This is a genomic window from Corallococcus sp. AB032C, assembly GCF_003668935.1.
Taxonomy (GTDB): Bacteria; Myxococcota; Myxococcia; order Myxococcales; family Myxococcaceae; genus Corallococcus; species Corallococcus exiguus.
Map to the genome: position 1 here is coordinate 1 of NZ_RAWP01000129.1, position 25,179 is coordinate 25,179.

At 71.3% G+C, this 25,179-nt stretch carries 13 protein-coding genes and 1 rRNA gene; 4 read left to right on the top strand and 10 right to left on the bottom strand.

The genetic code is table 11. The annotated features are described in order from the left end of the window. Window positions 1-108, top strand: a 5S ribosomal RNA gene (gene rrf / locus D7X99_RS36280); the annotation flags it as partial. 113 nt (window positions 109-221) lie between these two features. Here rrf and D7X99_RS36285 read toward each other — a convergent pair. Beyond that, window positions 222-1,079, bottom strand: a complete 858-nt coding sequence (locus D7X99_RS36285) for a hypothetical protein (protein WP_121781753.1) — start codon at window positions 1,077-1,079, stop codon at window positions 222-224. 388 nt (window positions 1,080-1,467) lie between these two features. Here D7X99_RS36285 and D7X99_RS44030 point away from each other — a divergent pair, with 388 nt between their 5' ends. After that, window positions 1,468-1,788 carry a hypothetical protein gene (locus tag D7X99_RS44030; protein ID WP_233605160.1) on the top strand — a complete coding sequence of 107 codons (321 nt, stop codon included), beginning with the start codon at window positions 1,468-1,470 and terminating at the stop codon, window positions 1,786-1,788. Beyond that, complete coding sequence (gene lnt / locus D7X99_RS36295; protein WP_121781755.1) at window positions 1,785-3,377, top strand: apolipoprotein N-acyltransferase; 1,593 nt, start codon at window positions 1,785-1,787, stop codon at window positions 3,375-3,377. Before D7X99_RS44030 ends, lnt begins: the two co-directional genes overlap by 4 nt. 7 nt (window positions 3,378-3,384) lie before the next feature. Here the strand turns inward: lnt and D7X99_RS36300 are convergent, their stop codons facing one another. The 4 genes from D7X99_RS36300 to D7X99_RS36315 all read right to left on the bottom strand — a co-directional run bounded on the left by D7X99_RS36300 (window position 3,385) and on the right by D7X99_RS36315 (window position 7,768). Next, the gene (locus D7X99_RS36300) at window positions 3,385-4,269 is read right to left on the bottom strand and encodes a class I SAM-dependent methyltransferase (RefSeq protein ID WP_158627125.1); all 885 of its coding nucleotides are present in this window, start codon (window positions 4,267-4,269) and stop codon (window positions 3,385-3,387) included. A gap of 62 nt (window positions 4,270-4,331) precedes the next feature. Beyond that, window positions 4,332-5,531: a multidrug effflux MFS transporter gene (locus tag D7X99_RS36305; RefSeq protein ID WP_121781757.1), complete on the bottom strand. Its 1,200-nt coding sequence runs from the start codon at window positions 5,529-5,531 to the stop codon at window positions 4,332-4,334. Beyond that, window positions 5,528-6,145 (bottom strand): TetR/AcrR family transcriptional regulator, encoded by a 618-nt coding sequence (locus D7X99_RS36310; RefSeq protein ID WP_121781758.1) that lies wholly within the window; start codon window positions 6,143-6,145, stop codon window positions 5,528-5,530. The genes D7X99_RS36305 and D7X99_RS36310 overlap by 4 nt, the downstream gene beginning before the upstream one ends. A 99-nt stretch (window positions 6,146-6,244) precedes the next feature. After that, entirely contained in the window at window positions 6,245-7,768 is a 1,524-nt protein-coding gene (locus D7X99_RS36315; protein WP_121781759.1) for a GMC oxidoreductase, read from the bottom strand. 172 nt (window positions 7,769-7,940) lie between these two features. On the opposite strand from D7X99_RS36315, the gene D7X99_RS36320 reads away from it, so the two are divergent. Then, entirely contained in the window at window positions 7,941-8,930 is a 990-nt protein-coding gene (locus tag D7X99_RS36320) for an alpha/beta hydrolase (protein ID WP_169826504.1), read from the top strand. A gap of 7 nt (window positions 8,931-8,937) precedes the next feature. Here D7X99_RS36320 and D7X99_RS36325 read toward each other — a convergent pair whose 3' ends face one another. The 5 genes from D7X99_RS36325 to D7X99_RS36345 all read right to left on the bottom strand — a co-directional run. After that, complete coding sequence (locus D7X99_RS36325; protein WP_121781760.1) at window positions 8,938-10,383, bottom strand: reverse transcriptase family protein; 1,446 nt, start codon at window positions 10,381-10,383, stop codon at window positions 8,938-8,940. 399 nt (window positions 10,384-10,782) lie between these two features. Continuing rightward, entirely contained in the window at window positions 10,783-12,642 is a 1,860-nt protein-coding gene (locus D7X99_RS36330) for an SWIM zinc finger family protein (protein ID WP_121781761.1), read from the bottom strand. Beyond that, window positions 12,639-19,172, bottom strand: coding sequence for a HEAT repeat domain-containing protein (locus D7X99_RS36335; RefSeq protein WP_121781762.1), 6,534 nt, complete (start codon window positions 19,170-19,172; stop codon window positions 12,639-12,641). Before D7X99_RS36335 ends, D7X99_RS36330 begins: the two co-directional genes overlap by 4 nt. Before the next feature lie 12 nt (window positions 19,173-19,184). Next, window positions 19,185-21,917, bottom strand: coding sequence for a hypothetical protein (locus D7X99_RS36340; RefSeq protein ID WP_121781763.1), 2,733 nt, complete (start codon window positions 21,915-21,917; stop codon window positions 19,185-19,187). Between the two features lie 51 nt (window positions 21,918-21,968). Continuing rightward, window positions 21,969-25,179: carboxypeptidase regulatory-like domain-containing protein (locus D7X99_RS36345; RefSeq protein ID WP_121781764.1), on the bottom strand; the 3,211-nt coding region annotated here is incomplete at its 5' end.

The following is a 25,179-nucleotide window of genomic DNA, read 5'->3' on the forward strand; positions in this document are numbered from 1 at the left end:
AATGTCGGAGGGGTCACACCCGTTCCCATCCCGAACACGGAAGTTAAGCCCTCCAGAGCCGATGGTACTCCGCGGGAAACCGCGTGGGAGAGTAGGTCGCTGCCGGATTCTTTTTGAAAGCCCCTGGTGCCGCAAGGCGCCAGGGGCTTTGTCTTTGCGGGCTTGTTCCACCGGCTGGCTTTGCGCGTTGATCCGCGCACGCTGATGGCTGTCTTTGCGAATCAGCCCAGCAGCCGCACCGCGAGAAAGACAGGCAGGGCCACGTAATAGAGCGCCCGGCAGGTCCACTCCGCGCCGGTGCGTACGTTGCGTGCCCACCGGGGACCCAGCCACGCGGCGCCGAAGCAAAGCGCTTCTGCGAAGGCTCTCCAGAAACAACCAAACAACAGCAGGGCCAGGAACACTGGCAACCAGGTGCGCGCGAAGGACGTGAGGTACGACGTCCATCCGTACATCTGGACCTCTCCGAACGGACCGCCGAAGGAGATGTACTGGTGCGCTCGGAAGAAGATGCCGGCGAGCACTCCGGGCACCAGGCCGTACTTCAAGGCCTGGTCGTACCAACGCCTGCGCCACTTCTCGCTCCGTGCCTGGGCGTATCGCACTCGCGGATCATTTCGTGCTTCTCCGAGCGTCCCCATCGCCTCCAGCAGGGGCATGGGGGTCTGCACTGCCAGGCCGTAGTCGAAAGCCCGCCCTGTTCGCAGCCGGAGTGTCAGTCCTGGGCCTGGAAAGGGCAGTCGCCACGGGCGGATGGATTCCAGTGCTTCGAAGGGAATTTCGAAGTGCGCTCCCCCTGACTGGGTGAGCACCAGGCCTTCCGGCCGCACCGTGACAGTGGCCCTCGTTCCTCGCTGTAACAGGCGCAGCGCGATGCTCGGCAGGACTGCTCCCACCGCGAGTCCTGTCGCCAGCGGTACGGGTGCCAGCGTCTGGGTGCCCGCGAGCACGTCCTTGAACAGCAGCGCGGTGAAGTAGCAGAGCGTGCCCAGCCCCGTGGCGTGCAGGAACGCTCCCAGCGCGCGCAGACGGGGTGTGAAGGCGTGGATGGGGAAGGGGCTCGACGCGTCGACGGTCATGGGAGGGGCATGGCCGCGCGCGCATTGCCTCGATACGAGCGGCTTCCGTAGCATACGCACCCCGGAGGCCCCTCAAAACATGCGTTCCCCGCAGCCTGGCCCTGAACGTCGCACGGATTCCGATGGCGTGACGCGGGTGACGCCCTCGCGTGAGTCCTCAGGTGGTGTGGGCTCACGGCTCATCGGTGGTGCCGTCGCCATCACCGGCCTGTGCGTGGGGCTATGCCTCTGGTGGCTCTCCCGCCCTGTGCCTGTCGAGGACCTGCCCCCCATCGTGGTGGCCGAGCGCCCTGCTCCGGTGACTCCCGTCCTGGAACCCGCGCGCCCTTCCGTGCGCCCTGCAGTCGCCCGTGTCGACGCGCCCATGCCCGTGGAAGATCCTGCCCCCATGCCTGTCGATGACCCGCCGCCTTCCGAGGGAAAGAGCGGGACGGCCCTGTACCAGCGCGGCACCAAGCCACTGAAGCGGGGGCTCGTCGTGCCCGACGACTTCGAGCTGCCCCCTGGCTACATGCGCCACTACCAGGCGACGGACAACGGGCAGCCGCTCGCGGCCATCCTGATGTTCCATCCGGACTTCACGCCCAAGGACGCCAACGGGCAGCCCATCCCCATCCCCGAGAACCGCGTGGTGCCCGAGGAGATGGCTCCCCCCGGCATGCCTCATCGGCTGCTGGAGATTCCTGTCGAGGACGAGGACTCGCAGTGACGTCCGTGAAGGGGTGGGCCGGGGCGCTCCTGGGCGTCGCGGCGACCACCGTGCTGTTCGCGGCGTTCGGACAGCTGCGGCCCGGTTGGGTGTGGCTGGGCGTCGTGGCCATGGCGCCCTGGCTCGCGGCCTTGGACGGGGTTCGTACCGCTCGGGGGTCCGTGGGGCTGGGCGTGCTGCTGTCGGTGACGTTCACCGCGGCGGTGTTCGGCTGGTTCCCGGGCGCCATCGCGGCGTACTCCCATGCTCCGGTGTGGCTGTGCTGGGGCGTGTTCCTGCTCATCGCGCCTGTGTTGGAGCTCCAGTTCATCACCGCAGCGTGGGTGCGGTGGTACGCGCGCCGGCGGGTGGCGGAAGTGCCGCGCCTGGCGTGGGTGCCTCCCGTGCTCACGGCGCTCGTGTACGTGGGCACCGAGTGGTTCACGCCCAAGCTGTTCGCCGAGACGCTGGGCCATGCCCTCTATGCTTCGGAGACGCTGCGCCAGGGCGCGGACCTGGCTGGCGCTCCGGGACTCACGCTGGGGCTGCTGCTCATCAACGAGTGTGTCGTCTCGGTCGCTCAGGGACTGGCCTCTCGGCGGGGCTTGCGACTCAGGCCGGTGGTCCTGGCGGTTGTGCTGGCGGTGGTGGGGTGGGGTTACGGATGGGTGCGGCTGGGGCAGGTGCGCTCGGCGGTGCACTCGGCTCCGTCGCTGGTGGTGGGGGCGGTGCAGGCGAACATCACCAACATCGAGAAGCTGGCCGCGGAGCAGGGCACCTACGAGGTTGTTCGCAACATCCTGGATACGCATTACGCGATGTCGGATGCGCTGCTGCGCTCAGGGCCACTGGACCTGCTGGTGTGGCCGGAGACGGTGTATCCGACGACGTTCGGCACTCCGAAGAGCGAGGACGGCGGCGCGCTCGATGATGAGATCCGCTCGTGGGTGGCGGAGCGCGGTGTTCCTCTGGTGTTCGGCACGTACGACCTGGACGGTGAACGGGAGTTCAACGCCGCCATGTTCTTGGGCCCCTCCGCGACGGGCGAGTTGGCTCAGTCCGCATACCGGAAGACGATGCTCTTCCCGCTCACGGAGTGGGTTCCGGATGCGGTGGACACGCCCGGCCTGCGCGCAATGCTTCCGTGGACCGGTCGATGGAAGCGCGGCCCGGGTCCCAGGCTGGTGGACTTCCGGTTGAACGGCGGCCGCGTGCTCAAGGTCGCTCCGCTCATCTGCTACGAGGCCGTCTTTCCCAATTACGTCGCAGCGGAGGTGCGCCAGGGGGCGGACCTGATTCTCACGCTGTCGAATGACTCGTGGTTCTCCGGCACCCCCGCGCCCCGGCTGCACCTGATGCATGCGGCGTTTCGGAGCATCGAGACGCGCACGGCACAGATTCGGGTGACCAATTCGGGCATCTCCGCGTTCATTGACCCCGCGGGGACGTGGACCTCCGAACTGGAGGACAACCAGCGTGCTGGCACTGTGATGCGTGTGCCGGCGGCGGAGCGGCTGAGTTCACTCGCGGGGGCTTGGGGCGACTGGTTGGGGCCCGTGGCGCTCGTGCTGGCCGTGGTGCTGGGGGTGTGGATTCGCCGGCCTGTGTGACGCGTGCTCAGGCGGCTTCGGCGTGCGGGGCGGGGAGCTGTGCGTCTGCCTTGGGCTTCTGGGCGATGACCTGGATTTCCCTGCGCATGTGCGTCAGCCGGCAGACCTGGACCCAGGCCCAGAGGAAGGCGAAGCGGACGTATTCGTAGGGGGCTCGCAGGCCCTTCGCCAGCCTGCGGCGCAGGATGTCCTTGCCTGCCTTCACGGGCTGCATTCCGGCCCTGGCGCAGGCGTCCGCGAGGTTGTGCTCGTAGAAGTAGACGTGGTGCTGCCAGCCTCGCCGGTCGGGTCGGAAGGAGCGGCCCTTCCGGGGCATCACGATGATCTTGTAGTAGGCCGCGTCCGGCACGATGACGAAGGCCACGCCTCCTGGCCTCAACACGCGCTGGATTTCTCGCAGCCCATCCATGGGCTGATCCACGTGCTCCAGCGTGTGCTTCAACGTGATGATGTCGAAGGACGCGTCCGGGAACGGCATCTGTGTCAGCGAGCCGTATTCGGCGGTGTAGCCGCGCTCGCGGCAGAGGTTCACCGAGAACTGGGAGTAATCCAGGCCCGTGGCCGTCAACCCTGCTCGCTGCGCTGCCTCCAGCACGTAGCCCGCGGAACACCCCACATCCAGCAGGTCCTTCGCGTGCGGCGCGTACTCCAGGCACACCAGCACCTGCCTCAGGCACTTGCGCACCCGGTGGTCCCAGCGGCTCAGGTACTTCGCTCGGTTGTGCTTGAAGTACTTCTCTTCGTAGCCCTCGCCCAGACCTGGCTTCTGCTCCCGCTTGTAGATGAGCCCACAGCCCGTGCAACGGCCGTAGCTCAGTTCTTGGAACGCGACGACCGGTCGGGATCCGGTCTCATTGCAGACAGGGCAGGCGGAGTAGAAGGGTGCGAGCATTTCGCACCGCACCATCGGGCTTCACGTTCCGGAGTGTCAATCCCACTCGCAGGGCCCTCGGCTCAGTGCGCGGGGGCTCGCTTCGCCAGGCTCATTGCTCCCAGGGCGAGCAGGGCGGCGATGGCGACTCCCAGGGCCATGGGCCTCGCGGTGCCGTCGTGGCTTGCGCTCACCGTCGCGGAGGCTCCCGCCGCCAGCATGAACTGCAGCGCTCCCAGCACCGCGGACGCGATGCCTGCCTGCTTCGCGTGCTGCTCCATCGCCAGGGCTGTCGCGTTGGGGGTGATGGCTCCCAGCGTGGAGACGAACACGAACAGCGACAGCGCGATGCCCCACAGCCCTCCAATGCCTGTCGATGCCACCGTCACCAGGGCCAGCCCCGCCAGCGCGGCGATTCGCACCGCCAGCTTCAACACCCGCTCCGGCGAGGAGCGCGCCAGAAGCCAGTGATTGAGCTGCGACACCGCCACCAGCCCGGCGGCGTTCGCTCCGAAGAACCAGCCGAAGTGCTCCGGCTTCACGCCGTGCAACGTGATGAACACGAAGGGCGAACCGCCGATGTACGCGAACATCCCGGCCTGCGCGAGCGCCGCCGCCAGCGCAGGCCCCAGGAAGTCTGGCGCCTTCGTGATGCTCCACATGGCCTGGAAGGGTTTGGTGACTCCGCTCCTCGGGGGCGCTGTCTCCGGCAGGATGGCGAATGCCGCTCCCAGCGCGATGAGGCCGATGACCGCGTGGCTTCCGAAGATGGCTCGCCAGCCCGCGGCTCGCAGCACCCAGCCGCCCAGCAGCGGGGCCAGGATGGGCGCCAGGCCCATCACGAGCACCAGGCGCGACATCATCCTCGCCGCTGCTGCTCCCGAGTGCAGGTCCCTCACGACGGCCCTCGCCGTCACCATTCCCACCGAGCCACCCAATGCCTGCACGAACCGGCACGCCGCCAGGACGTCCGCCGACGGCGCGGTCGCGCAGCCGATGGAGCCCAGCACGTAGAGCGCCAGGCCCACGTAGAGCGGCTTCGTGCGGCCGAAGCGGTCGCTCACCGGTCCAGAGAAGAGCTGCCCCACCGCGAGCCCCGCGAAGAACGCCGCCAGCGTGCGCTCCACCTCTCCTGCTGTCGCTCGCAGGGATTCGCCGATGGCGGGGAACGCCGGCAAATACATGTCGATGGACAGCGGCCCGAAGCCGATGAGCACCCCCAGGAGGATGATCAGCCCGGCTCCCTCCGTGGAGCGGGACACCTTGGGCGTGGCGGTCGTCATCTGGCGGTCCTCTTCTGAGGCTTTCGTGCGGGCGCTTCTCCTGGCGTCAGCAGCACCCGGATGAGCTGGCGCAGGACGGCTTTGTCATCGCCTGGGGCGTACGTGGAGCCGCCCACGTGGGCGTTGAAGCAGCGGGCCTCCAGCGCTCCACAGAGCGCTTCCGCCGCGGCCCTCGGCTCGGTCAGGGCTACCCGTCCGGATCGCTTCGCCCGGGTGAGCCACTTCGTCAGCCCCTCCCTGAGCGCGACAGGGGGCGGTGTGTCCAGGTGCAGGGCCCTCGCGCCGCCCAGTGCCGAGTAGTGCAGCACGAACAACCCAGGCACCAGTTGGCGCAGGAAGTCCCGGTGGTGCAGGAGCGCTTCCAGGAGCTGGTCCTCGATGGGGGTGTTGTCCCTGGGCCCTGGCTCCAGCAACGCCAGCGCGGTGGGCGGGACGGGACGGAGGGCTCGCGACATCAGCGCCTCCTTGGTTCCCACCCGGTGCAGCAGCGCCGGTTGTGAGATGCCCAGCCGCTTCGCGATGTCCTGCAGCGGCGCGGACGGACCCTGCGCCAGGAACACGGCTCGGGCCGCTTCGTCGATCTGCAGGTCGGTGACGCGTGGGGGACGGGACATGGCGCGAAGGGTTAGTTACTGACTGGTAGGTAATAAATTCGCGCCAGTCGTGCAAGGGACCCGTTCCCGCGGGCCCCTCGCGTCAGCTTCCGAGGGAAATCAGATGCGGCCGGCCTTGAGCTCGCCCACCAGGTGAGCGCAGGCGCGGACGGTGAGGGCCATCATCGTCAGGGTGGGGTTCTGCGGGCCCTGCGAGGGGAAGCAGGAGCCGTCCACGACGTAGAGGTTGGACACGTCCCAGCTCTGGTTGAACGGGTTGAGCACGGACGTCTTCGGGTCCTTGCCCATGCGCGCGGTGCCCACTTCGTGGATGGCCATGCCCGGGTCGGAGAGCTGCTTGTTGACCTGCTCCACCGTGCAGCCCGCCTCCTCCAACATCTCCAGACAGGAGGCGACCGCGTCCTCCGTCATCTTCAAGTCGTTGTCCGAGTGCCGGCACTCGATGTGCGCCGCCGGAATGCCCCAGCGGTCCTTCACCGTCGCGCTCAACGTCACGCGATTCTCCGCGCGGGGGACCATCTCCCCGAAGGGCACCATGTGCATCTGGTCGTCGAAGGTGAAGACCTGCACGCCGTAGCCTCGCGCGAAGTTGGGGTGGCGCTCGGTGACGTTGCGGAACTGGGGGATGTACGCCCAGCCGTGCTCCTTCTGCTGGAGGTGCGCGGGCAGGTTCATCCGCGCTTCGATGCCTCGCAGGTACATGTGGTCCATCAGGTGCTGGCCCACGAGCCCCGAGCTGTTCGCCAGGCCGTCCGGGAACGCCCGGTTACGCGAGTGCAACAGCAACCGCGTGGATTCAATGGTGCCCGCGGCCACCACCACCACCTTCGCGTGCACCTCCTCGGAGGTGCCGGAGTTCGCGTCGATGAAGGACACACCCGTCACCCGGCCCGTGTTCGGGTCATGCAGGATGTGGCTGGCGATGGCGTGCGAGCGCAGCGTCAGCCGCCCCGTCCGCAGCGCGGCCGGCAGCGTCACCGGCGCGTTCGCCGTCCGCCGGGCGACGACGTGGCGGTCGGGCCAGCGGGCCTTCACCTTCTCGCGCAGGCGGACCTCGCCGGGGGACAGCGGCGCGGGGCCGGCGAAGACGGAGTCCGGCAGCGTGTCCACGCTGTCCGAGTTGCCCTTCAGGCCCATCCACCGCTCCACGATTTCGTAGGACGGCGCCAGGTCCGCATGCGACAGCGGCCAGTCCGGGCTCAATCCGTCCAGACTTCCCGCGTGGAAGTTGAAGTCAGACAGCCGGTAGAACTGGCGGCCGTGAGCCTTCACGCTGGTCCGCCCGCCTACCTGCCTCGCGCGGATCCAGGCGAATGGTGCGTCGGGCGGCGTGGTGTAGGGATTGTCCACGTCATCCACGAAGGCGTGCGGATGGAACGGCCATGCGAAGCTCGTGGCCTGGATGGACTGGCGTGACTTGCGGGCCGGGTCCGACTCGATGCGGTAACCCAGCTTCTGCTTCACGCGGTGCATCAGGTGGAGCGCCCGGTCCGCGTTCGCGCCTCGGCCCGCCTCCAACACCAGCACCTGGAGCCCTGCCTCCGTCAGCTGCTTGGCCGCCCATCCCCCGCAGGCTCCCGAACCCACCACCACCGCGTCATAGACCGTCTTCGACGTCTTCATGCCTGCTCACCCAGGACGGTCAGTCTGCCGCCGCTGCTAAAGTTCGCCTAAATTGTAAATCAGGACCCTATTGGCGCCTATAGGTCTAGATGTCTGGCAGGAGCCAACACACGCCTGGGGCGGCGACTTCCGCTCTGGAGTACGGGTCGCTTGCTGTCGGAGAGGGGCGGACATGGCTGGGTTGTTGAAGCGGATTCGGTGGGGGCGGGTGCTCAGCGTGCTGGTGTTGCCATTGCTGCTGGTGGCGCTGGCGTTGGGTGGCCGCGCGGCGTGGCGCTCCGAGCAGTACTTCCACTACCCGAGGCCGGCCGCGGTGCTGCCCGCGGACTTCGGTGACGCGCGCGAGGTGACGCTGCGCACGGATGACGGGGTGGAGCTGCGCGGCTGGTACCTGCCATCCCGGAACAAGGCGGCGTGGGTGCTGGCGCATGGCCTGTCGCAGACGCGCATGGACCTGGTGCCGGAGGCCCGCGTGCTGCGCGACGCGGGCTATGGCGTGCTGCTGTTCGACCTGCGCGCGCATGGGCAGAGCGGGGGCGAGACGTCCACCTGGGGTGACAAGGAGCGCCAGGATGTGCGCGCGGCGCTGGCGTACGTGCGGGCTCAGCCGGAGGTGGATCCGGCTCGCGTGGGGGCGCTCGGGTTCTCCATCGGATCCGCGGCGGTGGCGGAGGTCGCGGCGAAGGACCCTCAGGTCGCGGCGGTGGTGTTGCTGTCTCCGTTCAACACGCTGTGGCTGGCGGCGGCGTATGACTTCCGCCGCTTCGGCGTGGTGACCCAGACGGGGGCGCTGGTCCCGTTCTGGCGGCGGGGGATTGCCTTGGACGAGGTGCGGACCATCGACGCGGTGGACCACATCAAGCCCCGGCCCCTGTTCATCGTCGCGGGGACGGAGGAGTCCGGGCAGCCGCTGATGGACGAGCTGTTCTCGCACGTCTCGTCGTATGCGCAGACGTGGCGTATCCCCGGTGCTTCGCATGGCAACTTCGCCGCTGCCGCGCCCACGGAGTATCCGCGCCGGTTGCTGGAGTTCGCGGACAAGGCGTTGAAGCCCGTGGAGGGAGTGCCTCCCTCGGTGGAGACGCCCGTGGCTCCGGCCGTTGAGAAGAAGGCTCCGGCGAAGAAGCCTTCACGGCGGACGAAGAAGGCGGGGGCCCGCTAGTTCCGCGCTACGCCTGGGCGGGCTGGGCGGCTTCGAGCTTCGCGAGCTGATCCAGGTACATGCGGCCCTTCTCGGGGTCCGTCATGTAGATGAACGCCGCCATGCCCTTGAGCTGATCCAGCGACTCGCCCTCGCGGCCCGGCTTGCCCTTCACGCGGTTGTGGATGGCCGCGCGCAGGCGGCGCACCACGTCGCGGGGGACTCGGGCGGCGGGCGTGCCGTCCTTGGCGTCGTTCACCACGAGCCCCGTGACGCGCTGACGGCTGCCCTTGCGGGCGACTCGCGTCTTGTCCGGGTGGACCGTGAAGCCTTCCGCCTCCACGATGTCCTTCACCCGCGCGAGCAGCACCGCCACCGGCGCTCCCTGAGCGCGGCGGGCCTTGGGCGCCTTCGCCTTCGTCCAGGAGAAGGTCAGGTCGTCCGCGTAGCGCGTGTACGTGAAGCCCAGCTTGCGAGACAGCGCGGACAGCCGCTTGTCCAGGCGCAGGCACAGCGCGTTGGTGATGCCCGGTGAGGTGGGGGCGCCCTGCGGGAGGGCTCGCGGCCCCTTCGCCACGTGCAGCGTCTTGCCCCGGAAGGACATGCGCTCACGCGGCGCTTCCGTGGACATCAGCGCCAGCAGCGTGGACGTGTTCTCCTTCAGGCCGCCCTTGCGCAGCAGGCCCTTCACCCGGCGCCAGTGCACCGAGGGGAAGAAGTCCTTCAGGTCCACCTTCACCAGCACGTCCGCGCCCCGGTGCGCCAGCGCGTTGGTGAGGATGGAGCGCCCCGCCACGAAGCCGTGCGCCGCGCCGTGCACCGGCAGCCGCTCCACGACGTTCGACAGCACCCAGCGCTGCGCTTCCTTCAGCTCCCGCTTGGGCGACGTGATGGTGCGCTCGCCGCCCGTGCGCTTGGGGATGCTCCACGTCACGTAGTTGGAGCCCGTGTCCACGTCACGGTGGAACGCGAAGCCGCGCAGCTTGGACACGCTCAGGCCCAGCGCCTTGGCCAGGTCCTCCGCCGAGTCCAGCGTGGGCAGGCCGTTCTGGCGCGCGCGCTCCTCGCGGTGCTCCAGGTCGAACTTGTCCGGCAGGCCGGCTTCGTTCCAGTGGATGCCCACGCCCAGGTGGTTCACGTGCGTGGCCTTCCACGCCTCGTGGGCCTGGCGCTTCAGCGCGCGGCGCTCCACTGCTTCGGCCTTCTTCTTCTCCTTCCAGGCTGTCTTCTCCTTCTCCTTCAGCGAGGAGACGTCCACCTCGTCCGCGAGCGCGCCCTTCGACACGAGCTGGGCTTGCACCCATTCGTCCGCGCCGCCAGCCTCGGTGATGGCCTTCCAGCGCGTGATGAGGGCGTCGTGCGCGGCCTTCGCGGCCTCGCGCTTCGCGACAGAGTTGGGAGAGGCTGCGGGCGCGGTGTCAGCAACGGCCTGCGGCGGGGCGGCGGGGACGAACGACTCCAGCTTGGCGGTCATCGAGTTACCTTCGACGGGCGCGGCGGCTCAGGGAGGGGCGACGGAGACGAATGCGAGCGGTCGAGGGAGGCCAGGAAGGCACCACCAGCTCACCTGGGGCACGGTAGCCTCACCGGCTCTCCCCTCCCGAGCACTACCGTCGGGGTGGGAAAACGGCGGCTGCGTCGTTGGTTCCGCTTCCCACCCCGACGGTAGTGCTCGGGAGGGAGAGAGCCAAGAACAGGCTACCTTGCGGAGAGTGTCCAGCATTTCAACCAGAACGGCGCAACGCCGTTCCTACGCTCGAGGCGTTAAGGCTGATGCGGTCCAGACCTCTCTCGACCACTCGCTATTCGATTTAAGTCCGGCGCCACCATCCTTCCGGCCGCCCCGTCGGCGGCCGGGCCGTTGAGTGAGTGTTTACACCAGAGTCGAGGCCGCGTCGATGTAGCCGTCCGCGGTCAGTTTCTCCAAACGGCTGAAATACGCCGTCCGGGCTTCCGTGTCCGAGTCGAACCAGAGGCGCTGGTGGCGCGAATCGCCCAGGCGGGGACCCCACGTGAGGGCCACCACCTTGCCGTCCAGCGACACGCGATACACCTGCTCCAGCCCCGTGGCCGGGTCGCGGCGCACGTACGCGCGCGTCTCCGCGCGGATGAGCTTGCGGCCCTCCGGCGTCTGACGGAGCGCTTCTTCCTCGGCGCGGCGGCGGGCGTAGGCCAGGCGCAGCGCGAGCATGTGTTCGCAGGGGCCTTCGCGCAGACCGGAGCGGCGGAAGTGCGGGCAGCCGCAGCTCGCGTCCTTCACGCGGCCCTCCAGGTCCATGGTGAAGCTGGGGAAGAAGCTGCGCACCGCCTCGCGGTCCACGACTTCTCCCTGGATGCGCGTGCCTTCGCCGACGAGGTCGTGCACTTGGGTGAGCTTCACTTCTCCGGAGCCCGGGCCGCCGTCGCCCAGCAGGCGGTGGGCGCGGGCCTCGCGCTCGTTGCCGTAGCGCAGCGCGGCCTCGTCCACCGGGGTGGGCATCAGCTCGCGCGGGCGGTAGGTGCTACGGGACACGTCGAAGAGGACGCGGCCGCGCAGACACTCCAGCTGGAGCGCGGCGCGCACCTGGTCCTTCGGCGCTCCCGCGTCCTTGGCCAGCACTTCGAAGGCGAGGGGACCGTCCTTGCGCAGTCGGTTGCGCAGCGATTCCGCCAGGCCTTCCGGCACGTCGCGCGGCATCAGCGCGTCGAAGGCGGCGGCGCTGGACCAGCCGCTCTCCGTCCAGCCGGTGAGCCCCAGCGTCAGCGTGGCCGCGCCCAGGTCGATGACCCAGAACACCGGCAGGCCCGGACCCAGCAGCTGCACGTGCACGCTCTTCGCGTGGGGCAACAGGCGCGCGAGCGCGGCGAGGCGCTGACGTCCGAAGGTGCGCACCACCGCGGGCGCGCTGCCCGTGTACACGCCGCCGTGGCACTCCAGCACCTGCTCCCAGGGCTCCAGCACCAGCCGGGGCGGGGCGCCGGGGACCAGTTCGAAGCGCAGCGCGCGGGGTGCCTTCTTCGAGCGGCGGGTGCGCAGCGCGAAGAGCAGGTTGTACAGGTCGATGGGCGCGATGGAGCAGGTGGTGGCCGGCAGCGTCGCGGCGGACTGCACCTGGAGGAAGCCTCGCAGCCACGCGTGCGGCACTTCCACCGTGCGCGGGGCTCGGGGCTCCGTGGCGGGCGCGGCCTTCGCGGTGGGGGCGACGTGTGCCTCCAGCACCACCGGGGCGTAGGCGCGCAGGCGGTCCAGGCGGGCGGGCAGGTCCTGCGGCACGTCCAGGAACGTGGAGCCGTGCGCGGCCTGGCGCTTGTCGAAGAGGCTGTTGTCGAAGGCGAGGCGCGCGTAGGCGCTCTCGTCGCGGGAGAAGACCTCCAGCGACACCTGGTCCGGATCCACCGTGAGGACGGGGTCCAGGACGGCGTCCTTCTTCTCTTCACCCTCCAGCGCGTTGTCGAGGAAGGCCTTCTGCGCTTCCCAGATTTGAGCGCTGGCGCGCTTGCCCTGCTTCATCAGGTACGCGAGGTACGCGGTGCGGTCGCGGCCCCGGTAGCGCAGGTCGCTGGAGAGGACCGCGAAGGCGGCGGCCAGCGCGTCGCGGAAGAGGGTGGGGTCCTTCACCTGGCCACTGACGCCCACGGTGCCTCGCGAGCCCTCCAGGGCCAGCTGCACGCGCGAGGCGTCCGGCGTGACGACCACGTCGCTCTGCGCGGAGTAGCTCAGCGCGACGGGATGACGTGCGGTTGCGGTGCTCACGACGGTTGACCTTCCTTCCGGGCGCGCTCAGCGGCCCGGCGTGCACGTTTGTGGGCGCGGTAGGCCGCCTTGCGCAGCTCCACCGACTGCGACTTGTCGAACGCCGCCGTCTTCAGCAGCGCCGCGGCTTCGTCTCCGCCCAGGCGTCCCAGCGCGGCCCAGCCATCCTGCCGCACCTCCGGCTTCGCGTCGGCGGCCACGGACTTGAGCGGCTCCAGGTCCTTCTTCGCCAGCAGCGCGGGGACCGCGAGCCGGCGGCCTTCGCTGGCCAGGAGCGCGGACGTGGCCACCTTCGCGCCCGTGGGGCCCAGGGCCACCGGGTCGAAGGGCTTCACCTCCAGCGCCCAGGCCGAGGACTGCTCCGGCACCAGCGCGGCCAGCACCGACGCGGCGGCGGAGCGCACGGCGGCGTCCGGGTCACCGAGCGCGGTGCGCAGGGCCTGCGCCTCGCTCGTGGCCTTCAGCCGTCCCAGCACTCGCGCCGCTTCCTGGCGCACGGCGGCGGGGGCCTGGGCCTCTCCCTTGCGGAGGACTTCGGCGGACGTCGCGACCAGCTCCTTCGCGCCCAGCCGTGAACCCGCCCAGAGCAGGCGCTCCCAGGCGGCGGCCAGCGGCTCCTTCTTCGGAGGCTGCGCGGTGGCCCAGGCGGTGGCGGTGCGCCGTTCGGCGGCCACCAGCGCGCGGGTCAGTCCGGCCGTGTCCACGGCGCCGGCTTCGCGCGCGTCGCCCGTCCAGGTGCCCACGAGCCGGGCGGCCTCTTCGCGGGCCTCCGGCTTGTCGTGGCCGAACAGGGCGATGACTTCCGGCACCGGCATCGCGCCACGGCGGGCGAGGCCGCGACGCAGACGGAGGCGCAGCTCCACGTTGTCCAGCGTGGCCAGGCGGGGCACGAGCAGCGCCGGGTCGCCTTCGCTGGCGAGGTACGTGGCGGCGGGCTCGGAGATGTCCTCGTGCTCGCTCTGCACCGCGAGGAACTCCACCCGCGTGCGCTCCTTCGGGAAGAGCACGTCCAGCGCCTTGCGCGCGGCGGCGCGAAGGTCGTCGTCCTCCTCGTTCAGCGCGGCGGCCAGGGCGGCCTCGGCGGCCGGGTCTCCGAACTTGCCCAGCTCCTCCGCCACCGTGCGGCGCACGTCGTCGTCCGTCTCACCGTCGGCGAGCAGCGCCTCCAGCTTCACCCGGGCGCGCTCTCCGCCAATGGCGCGCAGGCCGCGCACACCGGCTTCCTGGCGCTGGAAGGCGGCGCCGTCCGTGGCGGCGGCTTCCACCTTCTCCTCGATGCGGCGGCGGTCGTCGCCATCCGGCATCCGGTTCGCCAGGCGGCCGAGGGCCTCGATGGCGGCGAACACCATGTCCTCTTCGGCCGGGGCTTCCGGCGTGCCTCCGCCGGCCACCGTCTCCAGCTCGGAGAGGGCTCGCACGTCGCCCAGGGTGCCCAGGGCGAGCAGGGCCCGGCCGCGCTCGTGCGGCTCACCGGCGCGCGCGTACAGCAGCAGGGGACGCAGGGCGCTGGCGCGGCGCTGGTGCGCGACGCCTTCCGCCGCGGGCAGCATCAGCTCGCGGGCTCCGGCGCGGAGGATCTCCTCCAGCGGCTCCACCGCCGCGCCCTCTTCCACCACGCGCTTCGAGTAGTGCTCCACGGCCGCCGCGCGCACGGTGACGTCGCGGTCGTTGAAGAGCTGGACGAGCAGCGCGTCCTGGCCCTCGCTCTTGCCGTGCTCCAGCTCGCCGGCGGCGGCCTTGCGGACCTCTGGGTCCTGGCTCTTCACCGCCACGCGCAGGAAGCGCACCGCGAGCGCCGCGTCGCGCTTCTTCAGCTCGCGCTCGTGCTCATTCAGCTTCTCCTGCTCCGCCGGCCAGGTGAGCTGCATCGCGGCCGTCACGCAGGCGAGGCGCACGGACGGGGCTTCGTCCTCCACGCTCTGGCGCGCGAGCACGTCCAGCGCGTCCGCGCGGTGCGTGCGGCCCAGCGCGGCCACCAGCCGGGTGCGCTCCGGAATCTCCGTGGCCACCGTCAGGCGCGCGGCGAGCGCGGCCACGGCGGAGGAGGTCCCCAGTCGCGCCAGGGCCTCCTGTGCGCGGCGGGCCACGGCGGACGTCTCCGAACGCAGGAAGGTGCCCAGCACCTCCACCGCCCGGTCGTCGCCCCGGAACGCGAGCAGCTCCGCGGCGCGCAGCCGCAGGTCCTCGTGCTCGCTGCCCATCGCGCGGCCCAGGGCCTCCGTGACGCGCGGGTCGTTGGCTCCCGCGAGCCGCTCAATCACGCCCACGCGCAGGTCCGCGTGCTCGCTGCCCAGCGCGGCCAGCAGCGGATCCAGGCTGCCCGGCGGGCTCAGCTTCTCCAGCAGCTCGAAGGCGGACTTGCGCACTTCCGGCAGCGGCGAGTTGAGCGCCGCGGCCACTCGCGGACGGGCCTTGTCACCGCGCTCCGCCAGCTCCTCCAGCGCGGCGCGCGCCACGTCCGGCGCCAGCGAGGCCAGGGCCAGCGCCAGCGGCTCGTCGCTGCCGGCGGGGTACAGCTCCTTGAGGCCCGCGAGCGCGGCTCGGCGCACGAGCTGGTGCGGATCCTCCAGTGCGCGCAGCAGGGCGGCCACCGCGGCGGACGTGCCCGCGTAGCCTTCCTGCGTGAGCTTCACCACGCGGTCCACGGCGTCGCGGCGGACGCGGTGGCCTTCCTCGTCACCCGCGGTCACCTGGCGCAGCAGGCCCACGTAGGCGCCGAAGGCGAGGCGGCGCAGGTGATGACGCTCCGCCTGCGTCGCGTTCTGCGGCGTACCGGTGCCCGCGCCTTCCGTCGGCTTCACCGCGGAGAAGAGGCGGCGCAGCCAGCTCTTGCCCGTGGCGGAGGCCGTGCCCTGCTTCTCCAGCGTGGAGGGCTGGATGACGTGCGCGGCGCCATCGGCCGTCTCCGGCTTCCAGGGGGACTGGAGCGAGCTGGGGCGCGCGACCTTCTGCGCCTCACGGAAGTAGTCCAGCGGCTTGTTGCGCAGCAGCAGCACCTGCGCCGCCGCGTAGCGCTGCTCCGGCTGACCGCTGGAGAGCGCCTCGGCGAGCCCAATCACGCGCTTCGCCCGGTCGTCCTCCGCGGGCCAGTCCTTCATGTCTCCGGCCTTCTCCGGACGCGGCGGCAGCAGCACCTCCACCAGGTGCGCGCGGTACGCCTCCGGCTCCGTGCGCAGCTCCAGCGCGCGGGCCGCGGCGTAGCGCACCTCCGGACGGCCGCTGGACAGCGCGCTCGTCAGCAGGTCCGGCGGTCCACCCTCGCGGCTGGCGCGCAGGTCTCGCGCGAGCACGATGGCGAACACCATCTCCTGCACTTCACGCGCGGAGTCCTCCAGACCGTGCAGCAGGCCTCCGTCGCCCTCGTGGCCCAGGGCCGCGAACGAGAGGATGGCGCCCAGCCGGATGGGCAGGTGCTCATGGCGCAGGTTTCCGGTGAGCACCGGCAGCGCGCGCACGTCACCCAGGCGGGAGAGACCGTCCGCCGCCCACGAACGCGCCGCCACCAGCGAGTGGCCCAGCGCGTCCAACAGCGCGCCCTCGTCGCCCCGGCGGCTGGCCGTGGCGAGACCGCGCGCGCCCTGCTCCTGGAGGTCCGTCACCTCGTGAGGCAGGAGCGTGGTGGCGTAGAAGCCCAGCAGGCGCCGCGAGCCCAGCGTGGCCAGCGCGCGTGACGCGCGGACGCGCAGGGGGACGAGGAAGCCGGGCGGGTACATCCGCTCCAGGTCCTTGTCCGTGATGAGCCCGCGCATGGGCTCGATGATGTCCTCCGCGCCACGCGGGGCGAGCAGCTCCGAGGCCCGCACGCGCACCGGCAGCGCCGACGCCGCGATGCCCGCGAGCAGCGGCCCGTTCTCGTTCGGGATGAGCTTGTCCAGCGCCTCCAGGGCGGCGAACGCCACGTCCAGGTGCTCGTCCTGCACGCGCTTGAGCAGCGCGGAGCGCATGGCTTCCGCCGGGGCGTGCACGGAGGCCTTGGCGGACTTCTCGCGCAGGGCCGGGTGCGTGGTGTTGAGCGCGGCCAGGTGCGGCTCCGCCTTCTCCTTGCCGGCCAGCTTCACCCACGCCTCGTAGGCGGCGGTGGCCACGCCCGCGTCGCGGTCCTCCACGGACTTCTTCAGCCGCTCCAGCGCCCAGTCGTCGGTGCCCTTCTGCGCGAGCACCTCCACCGCGCGGGTGCGCAGGTCCGGGAAGCGGCCCGCCAGCGCGCGGTCCAGCGCCTTCACCGGCTCCTTGTCGTTCCACGCCCACAGCGTGCGGAAGGCCTCGCCGCGCACCTTGGCGGACTCGTCCTCCAGCGCGTCGCCCAGCAGGCCTTCGGCGCCCTCGGCCTTGGCGCCCAGCTTCACCAGCCGGTCCAGGCCGCGCACGCGCACGTCCTCGTGACCGGAGCGCAGCGCGGCCTCCGCGGCGGACAGCGGCGCGTCCGCGTCCAGTGCCACCACGGCCGTCAGCGCCGCCGCGCGCACGTCGCCGTCCGCGTCGTCCAGCATCCACACCAGCCGCTCGCGGGCGCGCGGGTCCTGCAGCGCTTGGAGCGCGGTGGCCGTCTCACGGCGGATGGCGGCGTCGTCCTCACGCGACAGCTGGAGCAGCGCGCCCAGGGCGCGGCCGTCACCCAGCTGCGCCAGCACTCGCGCGCCACGCACGGCCGTGTCCGGCATGCGGCACGCCATGGCGGCGAGCAGCGGCTCCAGGTCGGCTTCCGTCAGCGCCGTGCCGGCGGCCGTCTTTCCGAAGAGCTGTTCACGCGAGGCGGCCAGCTCCGCGTCGGTGGTGGACTTCGCCTCCGTGTCCCCGGCCGCGCGCTTCGCCTGGAGGGTCAGCATGCGGGTCACTTCCCGCACCGTGCGCGCGAACTCCTCGTCCTTCGCCTCCAGCGTGGCGGCCAGCGGGCGGCGCTCCAGCACCCGCACCGCGAAGGCCACGCGGCGCACGTCCCGGTCCGCGTCGTCCAGCGCGCGCGCCACCAGCGGCTGCAGGCGCGGGTCGCCCAGCAGGCCCGCTCCCGACGCGCGCAGCAGCACCTCCACCTTGAGGGCCGCGGGGCCTCGCTCGAAGGCGAGCTTCAGCGGCTCCGTGCTGCCCTTGGGGGACACGGTGGTGAGCGCGTCCAGCGCGGCGGTGCCCACCTCCGCATTCGTGTCCGGCAGCTTGCTGGCGATGAGGCCCGGCACCAGCGGCGACGCGCTGCCCAGCTTCGCCAAGAGGCGCAGGCCCTGCACGCGCGTGTCCACGAAGCGCGAATCCAGCGCAGAGCGGGGAGCCGCCAGAGGCGACTCGGTCTCCAGCTTCACCAGCGCGTCCAGCGCCGCGGCGCGCACCGTCTTGTCGTCGTCGTTGAGGCGATCGCGCAGCTTCGGCCGCGCGGCGGTGCGGCCGTGGTTGCCCAGCTCCGTGGCAGCCAGCCGGCGCGCGGCGGCGTCCTTGTCCGAGGTCAGCACGCCCAGGACGAAGTCCAGCGCCTCCGGCTCCAGCAGCGCCACCGCCTCCTTCACCGCGGCCTCGCGGCGGGGGAGGGCGGCCTTCAGCGCCTCGTTGAAGACGTCGAAGCCGTGTCCGAACGCCGTCGTCTCGTCCGTGGGCTTGCCGTCCGTGCCCAGCGTGATGCGCGTGACGCGGCGGTCCTCGCCGGCAACGAAGAGGTAGCCCAGCAGCTGCTTCGCCTGGCGCGGGTTCGCCGGGGGCGCGAAGGCCACCGCGTTCAGGGCCTTGCTGCCCAGCTCGAAGGTGCGCGGCTTGCGGCGCTCGTCCAGCCGCCAGACCTTCAGCTTGCCGTCGCTGCCCACGGACGCGATGCGCTCCGCCGGGTCCTGGCCCGCTTCCGCCGGCGGCGTGGGCGGGAACACCAGCCCCAGCACGGAGCCCGCGTGGCCGCTGTCCTTGTCGCCGCGAACCTCGAACTCCACCGCGCCGACCAGGTAGCCGATGCGCAGCTTGCCGTCGTCGCCCGCGGAGACGAGCCGACCGTCGCGCGGGGTGAAGGCCAGCGCCCGCACCGCGCCCTCGTGGCCCGGCATGTCCCGGCGCGCACCCGTCGCCACCGTGAACGAGCGCACCACGCTGTCATCGCCCGCGCAGGCGACGTACGTGTGCGTGGGGTCCACCGCCACCGCGCGCAGCGGCTGCGAGGACGCGCTCCACTCCTTCAGCTTCTTCGTGCTGTCCCAGTCCCACGCGCGCACGAAGCCGTCCACGCCGGCCGTGTACAGCACCTTGCCGTCAGGGCTGGCCGCGACCGCCGTGCACCCGCCCGGGTGCGCGTTGTGGAGCTGGAACTTCACGGTGCCGTCGGTGAGCGACCCGAAGCGCACGGTGCCGTCCGCGCCCGCCGCCGCGAACTGCTCGCCGGCCAGCGCCACGCCCAGCACGTGCGCGGGCAGCGGGCTGGTCCACAGGACCTTGTTGGTCGCGGGGTCGTACGCGGTCAGGCGGCTGTCGGCGGCGGCGCGGGTGCCGCCCACGATGAGCAGGCGCGCATTGGCCGCCAGCGCACGGACCTTCTCGATGTTGCCGATGGAGAGGTTGGCCATGGTGTCGTTGTCCTAGATGCCGCCGAGCTGCACGCTCGGGTGAGCCGCACGCAGTTGCACCAGCGAGGCCAGGCAGCTCTGCCACTCGCCCTTCGCCACGGAGCCGGTGAACTCGCCCAGCACGGGCGCCACCACTCGCGCGAAGCTCTCATCTTCCAGGCCCAGGTCCCGCACCAGCTCCACCACGCGGCGCTTGGCCACGCTCGCGGACAGCCGGCGCTGGACGTCGCCTTCACGCGCTTCCTTCGCGCGCCCGGGCGGCAGGCCGAACATCATGCGCCGCAGGAATGTGCGCAGCGCCTCCACGTCGCTGAAGCGCGTGGTGCCTCCCGCCTCGCGCTCGTCCTTGCCTCCGCCCGCGGGCTTCCAGCCCTCCGGCAGGTGCAGCGGACGGTGCTTCTCCCAGAGCAGGCGCACCGCGAACAGGCCCACCTCGCGGTCCGCGCTCTGCATCAGCCCGGACAGCCGCTCCGCGCCGCCCAGCCTCGCGTAGTGCCGGCGGATGAGCTCCACGGCCACTTCACGCGTGCTGCGCTTGGTGGACTCCGTGAGCGCGAACACCTTGCCCGCGTCCAGCTCATCCGGCTGCAGCGTGTGGCGCGCGTCCGCTCCCGGCTCGCCCGCGTTGAGCAGGGCGTCGTAGGCCAGGTTGCGGATCTCCTTCGCGTCCGAGTCCGCCAGCTCGTACACGCGCGTCTGGTAGCCCCACGCGCGCAGCTCCGAGCGGGCGATGGTCAGCGCGAAGCGGCGCACGTCGTCGCGCTCGTCGAAGAGGGCCGGCCACAGCCGCTCCGCCGAGTACGCCTTGCGCGGCGCGCGCGGACGCAGTTCGTAGGACTTGGACTCCGGCTGCTCCGGCCCGATGCCCGGGTGGTGGCAGCGCAGGTACGTCTGCGCGAACGCGCGCACCGGCGGCGGCTGCTTCGCGCCCAGCGCCAGGTCGAACAGACGCTCCAGGCCCGCGTCCGCGTCGCCCGAGTCGCTGAAGTCCGCGGGCACCACGTTCGCCAGCAGGTAGCGGTGCGCGAACTCATGCAGCTGCGGGTCCGCACGCCGCGCCAGCGCCAGCAGCCAGGGCACCGTGAGCTGCCTCGCGGTGAAGAGCTTGCGGTTGCCCAGCAGCTCCAGCGCCGTGCTCCGGAACTTGCCGTTGAAGACGAGCGCCTTCACGCGCTCCACGTCCAGGCCCGGCAGGCTGTCCGCGCGGGTGAGCCACTGCGCCGCCTGACGTCCCAGGCGCGGATGCGCCACCAGGTCCAAGAGCCACTCCGGCCCGATGTCCGCCGGCTTGTAGGTGGACAGGGCCTTCATCGCCGTGTCCTCCACGATGCGCTGGCGCGACGAGCGCTGCTTCGCCTCCGTCAGCGCCACCTTCCAGAAGTCCGCCGGCATCTCCCCGGCCGCGTACTTCGAGGTGACGTAGTTCTTCGCCCAGTTGAGCTGCTCCTGCTTGCCCCAGAGCAGCTCGCGCAGGAAGTCGTGGGTGATTTCCGCGCGGTCGAAGGACTGCTCCAGCGACTTCGCAGCGAACGCCGCGGTGGGCTTGGAGTTGAGCAGCCGGCCCAGCAGCGGCAGGCCCAGGTCGCGCGGCTTGTGCTTCTCCAGGGCGGCGGCGGCGAACTTCTGCACGTCGTCTTCGCCCTTCTCCACCAGGTCCGCCAGCCGGTCCGCGGCCAGGTCCTGCGCGTGGCCGCGCGCGTACTCGATGGCGTAGGCGCGGGCCTTGTCGCTGGGGGAGAAGAGCAGCGCGAGCACCGCCTCATGCAGCCCGGCCGCGCGCAGCTTGCCCTGGTGGAAGTCCGGTGAGCCCTGGAGCGTCTCCACCAGGAAGTCGTGCGCGCTGCCCAGCGGACGGCGCGCCAGGCGGTCCAGCCACGCGGGCGTCACCTTGCGCAGCGCCTCCGGGAAGTCCTTGCGCAGGCCCTGGATGGCGAACTTCGCGGCCGGGTCCGACTGGCACGTGTCCAACAGGCGCATCAGCGCGTCCGGCGAGCGCTTCCACGCGTCCGGATACATGCGCTGCTTCACCATGTCGTTGGGCGGCTGGATGGGGAAGCGCGACGCGGAGTAGCCCTTGCTGTTGTGCGCCCAGAGGTGGTGCGCCACCCAGCACTGCGCCCACGTCGTCTCCAGGTCGTAGTGCCGCAGGACCTCCACCGCGAACTGCGGGTAGAGCTCCGGGACGGCCGCGCCCAGGTGGCGCAGGAAGCGCCACGCGCGGCGCTGGAGGTAGGTGAGGGTGCCGCCGCTGACCTCGCGGTGCCTGCGGCGGCCGCCGCGCTCGGTGTCGAAGCGCCAGGCCAGCGCGCCGAACATCTCCGCGTCGTGGCGCGCCTCCGCCAGCTTGTAGATGCGCTTGAGGCCCGCCCACAGGCCGAACTTCAGCGGCGCTTCCTTCACCAGCGTGATGAGGGCGGCGCGCGCGGGCTCGGTGTTCTTCTCGTAGAGGGACACCAGCAGGTCCGCGAGCAGCAGGCGCGGCGGCAGCGGCACGTCCTTCTGCGCCAGGAAGCGTTGCCACGCCTCATGCGAGCCCTTGCGGCGGCCGGCCTTGTCGCCGTCCGCGCGCGCCTGCTCCAGCAGCTGCTTCAACGCGTCGAAGGACAGCGCGCCCTGCGGCAGCGGCGTGTCCGACGTGCGGTCCGGCTGGTCGAGGAAGGCCAGCACGGACTCGGCCAGGTCCGGTGCCTCCGCCCTGGCAAGACGTTCGAGGTCTGCTGCGCTCAGCGCGTCGCTCGGGGTCATGCGTGGGGTTTAACACAGCTCCCCTGTCCCGCGAGGCATGTTGGACCCGCCTCACCACGGAAGCGCGGGGACCTCCACCTCCTGCGTGTCCTGCAGGGTGCCCGCGCCCACCGTCACGTCCTGACGGAACGACAGCCAGCGTCCCTCACGTTCTTGCAACACGAGAAGCGTGTAGGGCCCGGGAGGGACGAGGACCCAGGTCCCTGCGTTGTGAATCAGCGGCGGGAGCGCCTGTTCGCGCAGCCACCGCACCTCCGTGGCAGAGGCCGATTCGGGCGGCGCGGGGACCCGGCCGGGGAGGAGGTAGGAGGTGCCCTGCCGGCCGCGCTCGCTCCAGCGCAGCCTCAGCTTGAGCCCCGTTGTCGTCAGCGGCAGGTCCACCCGGTTGACGCGATGTGGCTCCACGCGCACGACGCGAGGCACGGCCCTGCCGGTGTTCCCGCCCGCGATCTTCACCACGTATTCGCCCGGGGCCAGGTCGCGGAACATGGCCACGCCGTCGCTCGCCGGGGCGGTGAGCTCCTCCTCCGGGTCCGCTTTCGAGACGGCCGCCAGCATGACCGCCGACGGCCGGCCCTGCGCGTCCCGCGCCGTGACCTCCAGGCGGGTGGAGATCGGCAGGCGCAGCTCGAGCGTGTCCTCGGTGGGGCCCACGATGCGCTCGAGCAACGCGTGCTCCGCCTCCTGCACGGTGAGCACGTAGGGCCGGGATTCCACGGCGGGCAGCTGGAAGGTGCCGTCCGGGCCGGTGGTGACGTCCGCGAAGGATTCGGCGTGCTCCGCGTTGCGGACGTCTTCCGCCGGCAGCGCCAGGGAGACGGACACTCCGGCCAGCGGGGCGCCGGTGGTGTCGTCCACCACGCGGCCCTGGATGACGTGGCCCGCTTCCACGCGCACCGTGCCCAGGTCCACGCTCCGGCCTTCGGGGACGTCCACGTCGCGCTGGGTGAGGGCGTGGCCCGGCACCTCGAAGGTGAGGTGCTGGGGGCCGGGCTCGTCCACGAAGACGGTGAAGGCGCCCTTCGGGTCGCGCACCGCCTCTTCGTTCACGGTGAAGCGGGTGATGGGCGTGCCGTCCTTCCTCACCAGCCGGCCGGTGATGCGGCCCTGGAAGGCCAGGGTGATGCGCACGCTCATGTTCCCCGCGCGGGCGATGACCTTGGGGCCCTCCTGCTCCTCCATCCACCGTTTGAGCCTGGCTCTCGTCTCTTCGAAGGTCTCGTCGTCCGGGCCCTCGTCGGGGCTCTCCTTCTTGGGGGGCTGGGGCGTCGCGTAGCCCGGCTTCACCGCCGTCAGCTCGTAGTCCCAGTCGCGCGCCAGCGGCTCCAGGACGAAGCGGCCGTCCGGGCCGGTCTTCATGGAGAGGGGCGAGTACGAGCGGCCGTTGCTGGCCTCGTCCTCCTTCGCGGTGGCGTCCACGGTGACGTCCGCCAGGGGCCGGCCCTCCGCGTCCACGACGATGCCGCCCACGCGTCCGTCCAGGTCCAGGCGCAGCGCCAGCTCCACGGTCTCCGAGCCGCGCAGCACCACGCGGTCGGGCATGAGGCGCTCGTAGCCGCCCGTGGTGGTCCGCATCCACACGGCATAGGTGCCGGGAGGAATGCCCTTGATGTCGAAGCGGCCGTCCTCGCCGGTGGTGCCCGCGAAGGTCATGCGGACGATGTCGATCTTGTCGTCGTCGTCTTCTTCTTCTGGAGCCTCGCGGGCGCCTGGCGAGGGCTCCGGCTCCTGCATCACCAGGGAGACGTCCACCTCGTTGACGGGCGTGCCGCGCGAACTCGTCACGGTGCCGCGCACGGTGGCGCCCGCATCCAGGGTGAGCTTCAGGCCGGACGTGGGCGCCCGGACCTGGAGCTTTCGCGGCAGGTAGCCGTCGGCCTCGACGGTGAGGGTGCCAGAGAGGGCCTGGTCCACCTTGATGGCGAAGTGGCCCTCCTCGTCGGAGGTGGCGTCGAAGGTGAGGGGCACCTCGCGGGGCGGGTGCATCAAGATGAACGAGCGCGTGTACCCGGGCGGAGGCGAGTCGGCCGGGCGCTTCCGGGCGGGTGGACGCAGCGACAAGGAGGCTTCCGCCACCGGCTGGCCCGCGGCGTTGGTGACGATGCCTTCCACGAGGACGGCGGGGGAGAGCACGAAGTCCAGTGGAGGACCGCCCTCGGCCACGGTGCGGACCGCGGTGAGGTCCAGCATCTGGTCCGACACCACCTGGAAGACGTAGTCGCGGGCCCGGAGGGGGCCCAGGCGCAGGCGGCCGTCCTCGCCCGTGGTGCCAAGCGCCTTGAAGCGGTGGGGGAGGTAGTGCTCGTCGGGCTCACGGGGATTGGCGGCGCTCACTTCGGCGTGGGCCACGGGGTTGCCGGCGGTGTCGCGCACGGTGGCCTCGACGAAGAAGATGGTGCCCAGGCTCAGCGTCACCGAGACCTCGCGCTGGTCCTCCGTGACCTCCACCGTTTCGTGCGCCTGGAGGCCGCCCTGCTCCGCCTCCAGGGTGTAGTCGTCGGGGGGGAGGCCGTCGAAGGTGAAGCGCCCCTGGGCGTCGGTGGTGGTGACGAGCTCGGTGTCGACCACTGTGACGGTGGCGCCGGCGACGGGGTGCTCGCCGTCCACCACGGTGCCCACGATGCGCCGGGGGGCGAACAGCACGATGTCCTCGGGCAGGGCGACCGGGGCCACGTCCCCCATCCACTCGGTGAGCTTTCCGGGGTGGGCGGCGAGGAGGCTGTAGGGGACCTCTCCGGGCAGGGGGCCCAGGGAGAAGCGGCCGTCCGCGCCGGTCTTCGTCTCGAAGTAGCGCGCGGTGTCCGTGTGCAGCACGGTCACCTGGGCCTGGGCGAGCGGGGCGCCGTCCTCATCCACCACGCGGCCGGTGAGCCGTTGGCTGGCCCCGAGCTCCAGCGTTACGTCCCGCGTGCCGGTGACGACGTCCTCCTGGAGGCCGGCGCCCTGTGAACCCAGGGCCCAGAGGTCGACGGTCCCCTGGGGCAGGCCCTCCAGGGTGAAGGTGCCGTCCTGGGCGGAGGTGGTGCGCGACAGGACGAAGGCGGCGCCCCGGTGGGCCTCCACCAGCTCCCGGACCCAGCGGAGGGCGGGGAGGGAATCGCAGTCCTCGGAGACCACGGGGACCTCGGGCGAGTCCGCGTCACAGGGCAGCTCCGTCAGGGTCTCCCCGGGCAGGGGGACGGAGGCGGAGACCTCGATGCCGGCGACGGGCTGCCCCTGGAGGTCGACGACGCGGCCCTGGACCTGGAGGGCACCCTGGGGC

Bases quoted from the DNA above. Each gene is read 5' to 3' on its own strand.
- D7X99_RS36285 (WP_121781753.1), bottom strand. From the start codon at position 1,079: ATGACCGTCGACGCGTCGAGCCCCTTCCCCATCCACGCCTTCACACCC.
- D7X99_RS44030 (WP_233605160.1), top strand. From the start codon at position 1,468: ATGCCTGTCGATGACCCGCCGCCTTCCGAGGGAAAGAGCGGGACGGCC.
- D7X99_RS36300 (WP_158627125.1), bottom strand. From the start codon at position 4,269: ATGCTCGCACCCTTCTACTCCGCCTGCCCTGTCTGCAATGAGACCGGA.
- D7X99_RS36305 (WP_121781757.1), bottom strand. From the start codon at position 5,531: ATGACGACCGCCACGCCCAAGGTGTCCCGCTCCACGGAGGGAGCCGGG.
- D7X99_RS36310 (WP_121781758.1), bottom strand. From the start codon at position 6,145: ATGTCCCGTCCCCCACGCGTCACCGACCTGCAGATCGACGAAGCGGCC.
- D7X99_RS36315 (WP_121781759.1), bottom strand. From the start codon at position 7,768: ATGAAGACGTCGAAGACGGTCTATGACGCGGTGGTGGTGGGTTCGGGA.
- D7X99_RS36320 (WP_169826504.1), top strand. From the start codon at position 7,941: ATGGCTGGGTTGTTGAAGCGGATTCGGTGGGGGCGGGTGCTCAGCGTG.
- D7X99_RS36325 (WP_121781760.1), bottom strand. From the start codon at position 10,383: ATGACCGCCAAGCTGGAGTCGTTCGTCCCCGCCGCCCCGCCGCAGGCC.
- D7X99_RS36335 (WP_121781762.1), bottom strand. From the start codon at position 19,172: ATGGCCAACCTCTCCATCGGCAACATCGAGAAGGTCCGTGCGCTGGCG.
- D7X99_RS36340 (WP_121781763.1), bottom strand. From the start codon at position 21,917: ATGACCCCGAGCGACGCGCTGAGCGCAGCAGACCTCGAACGTCTTGCC.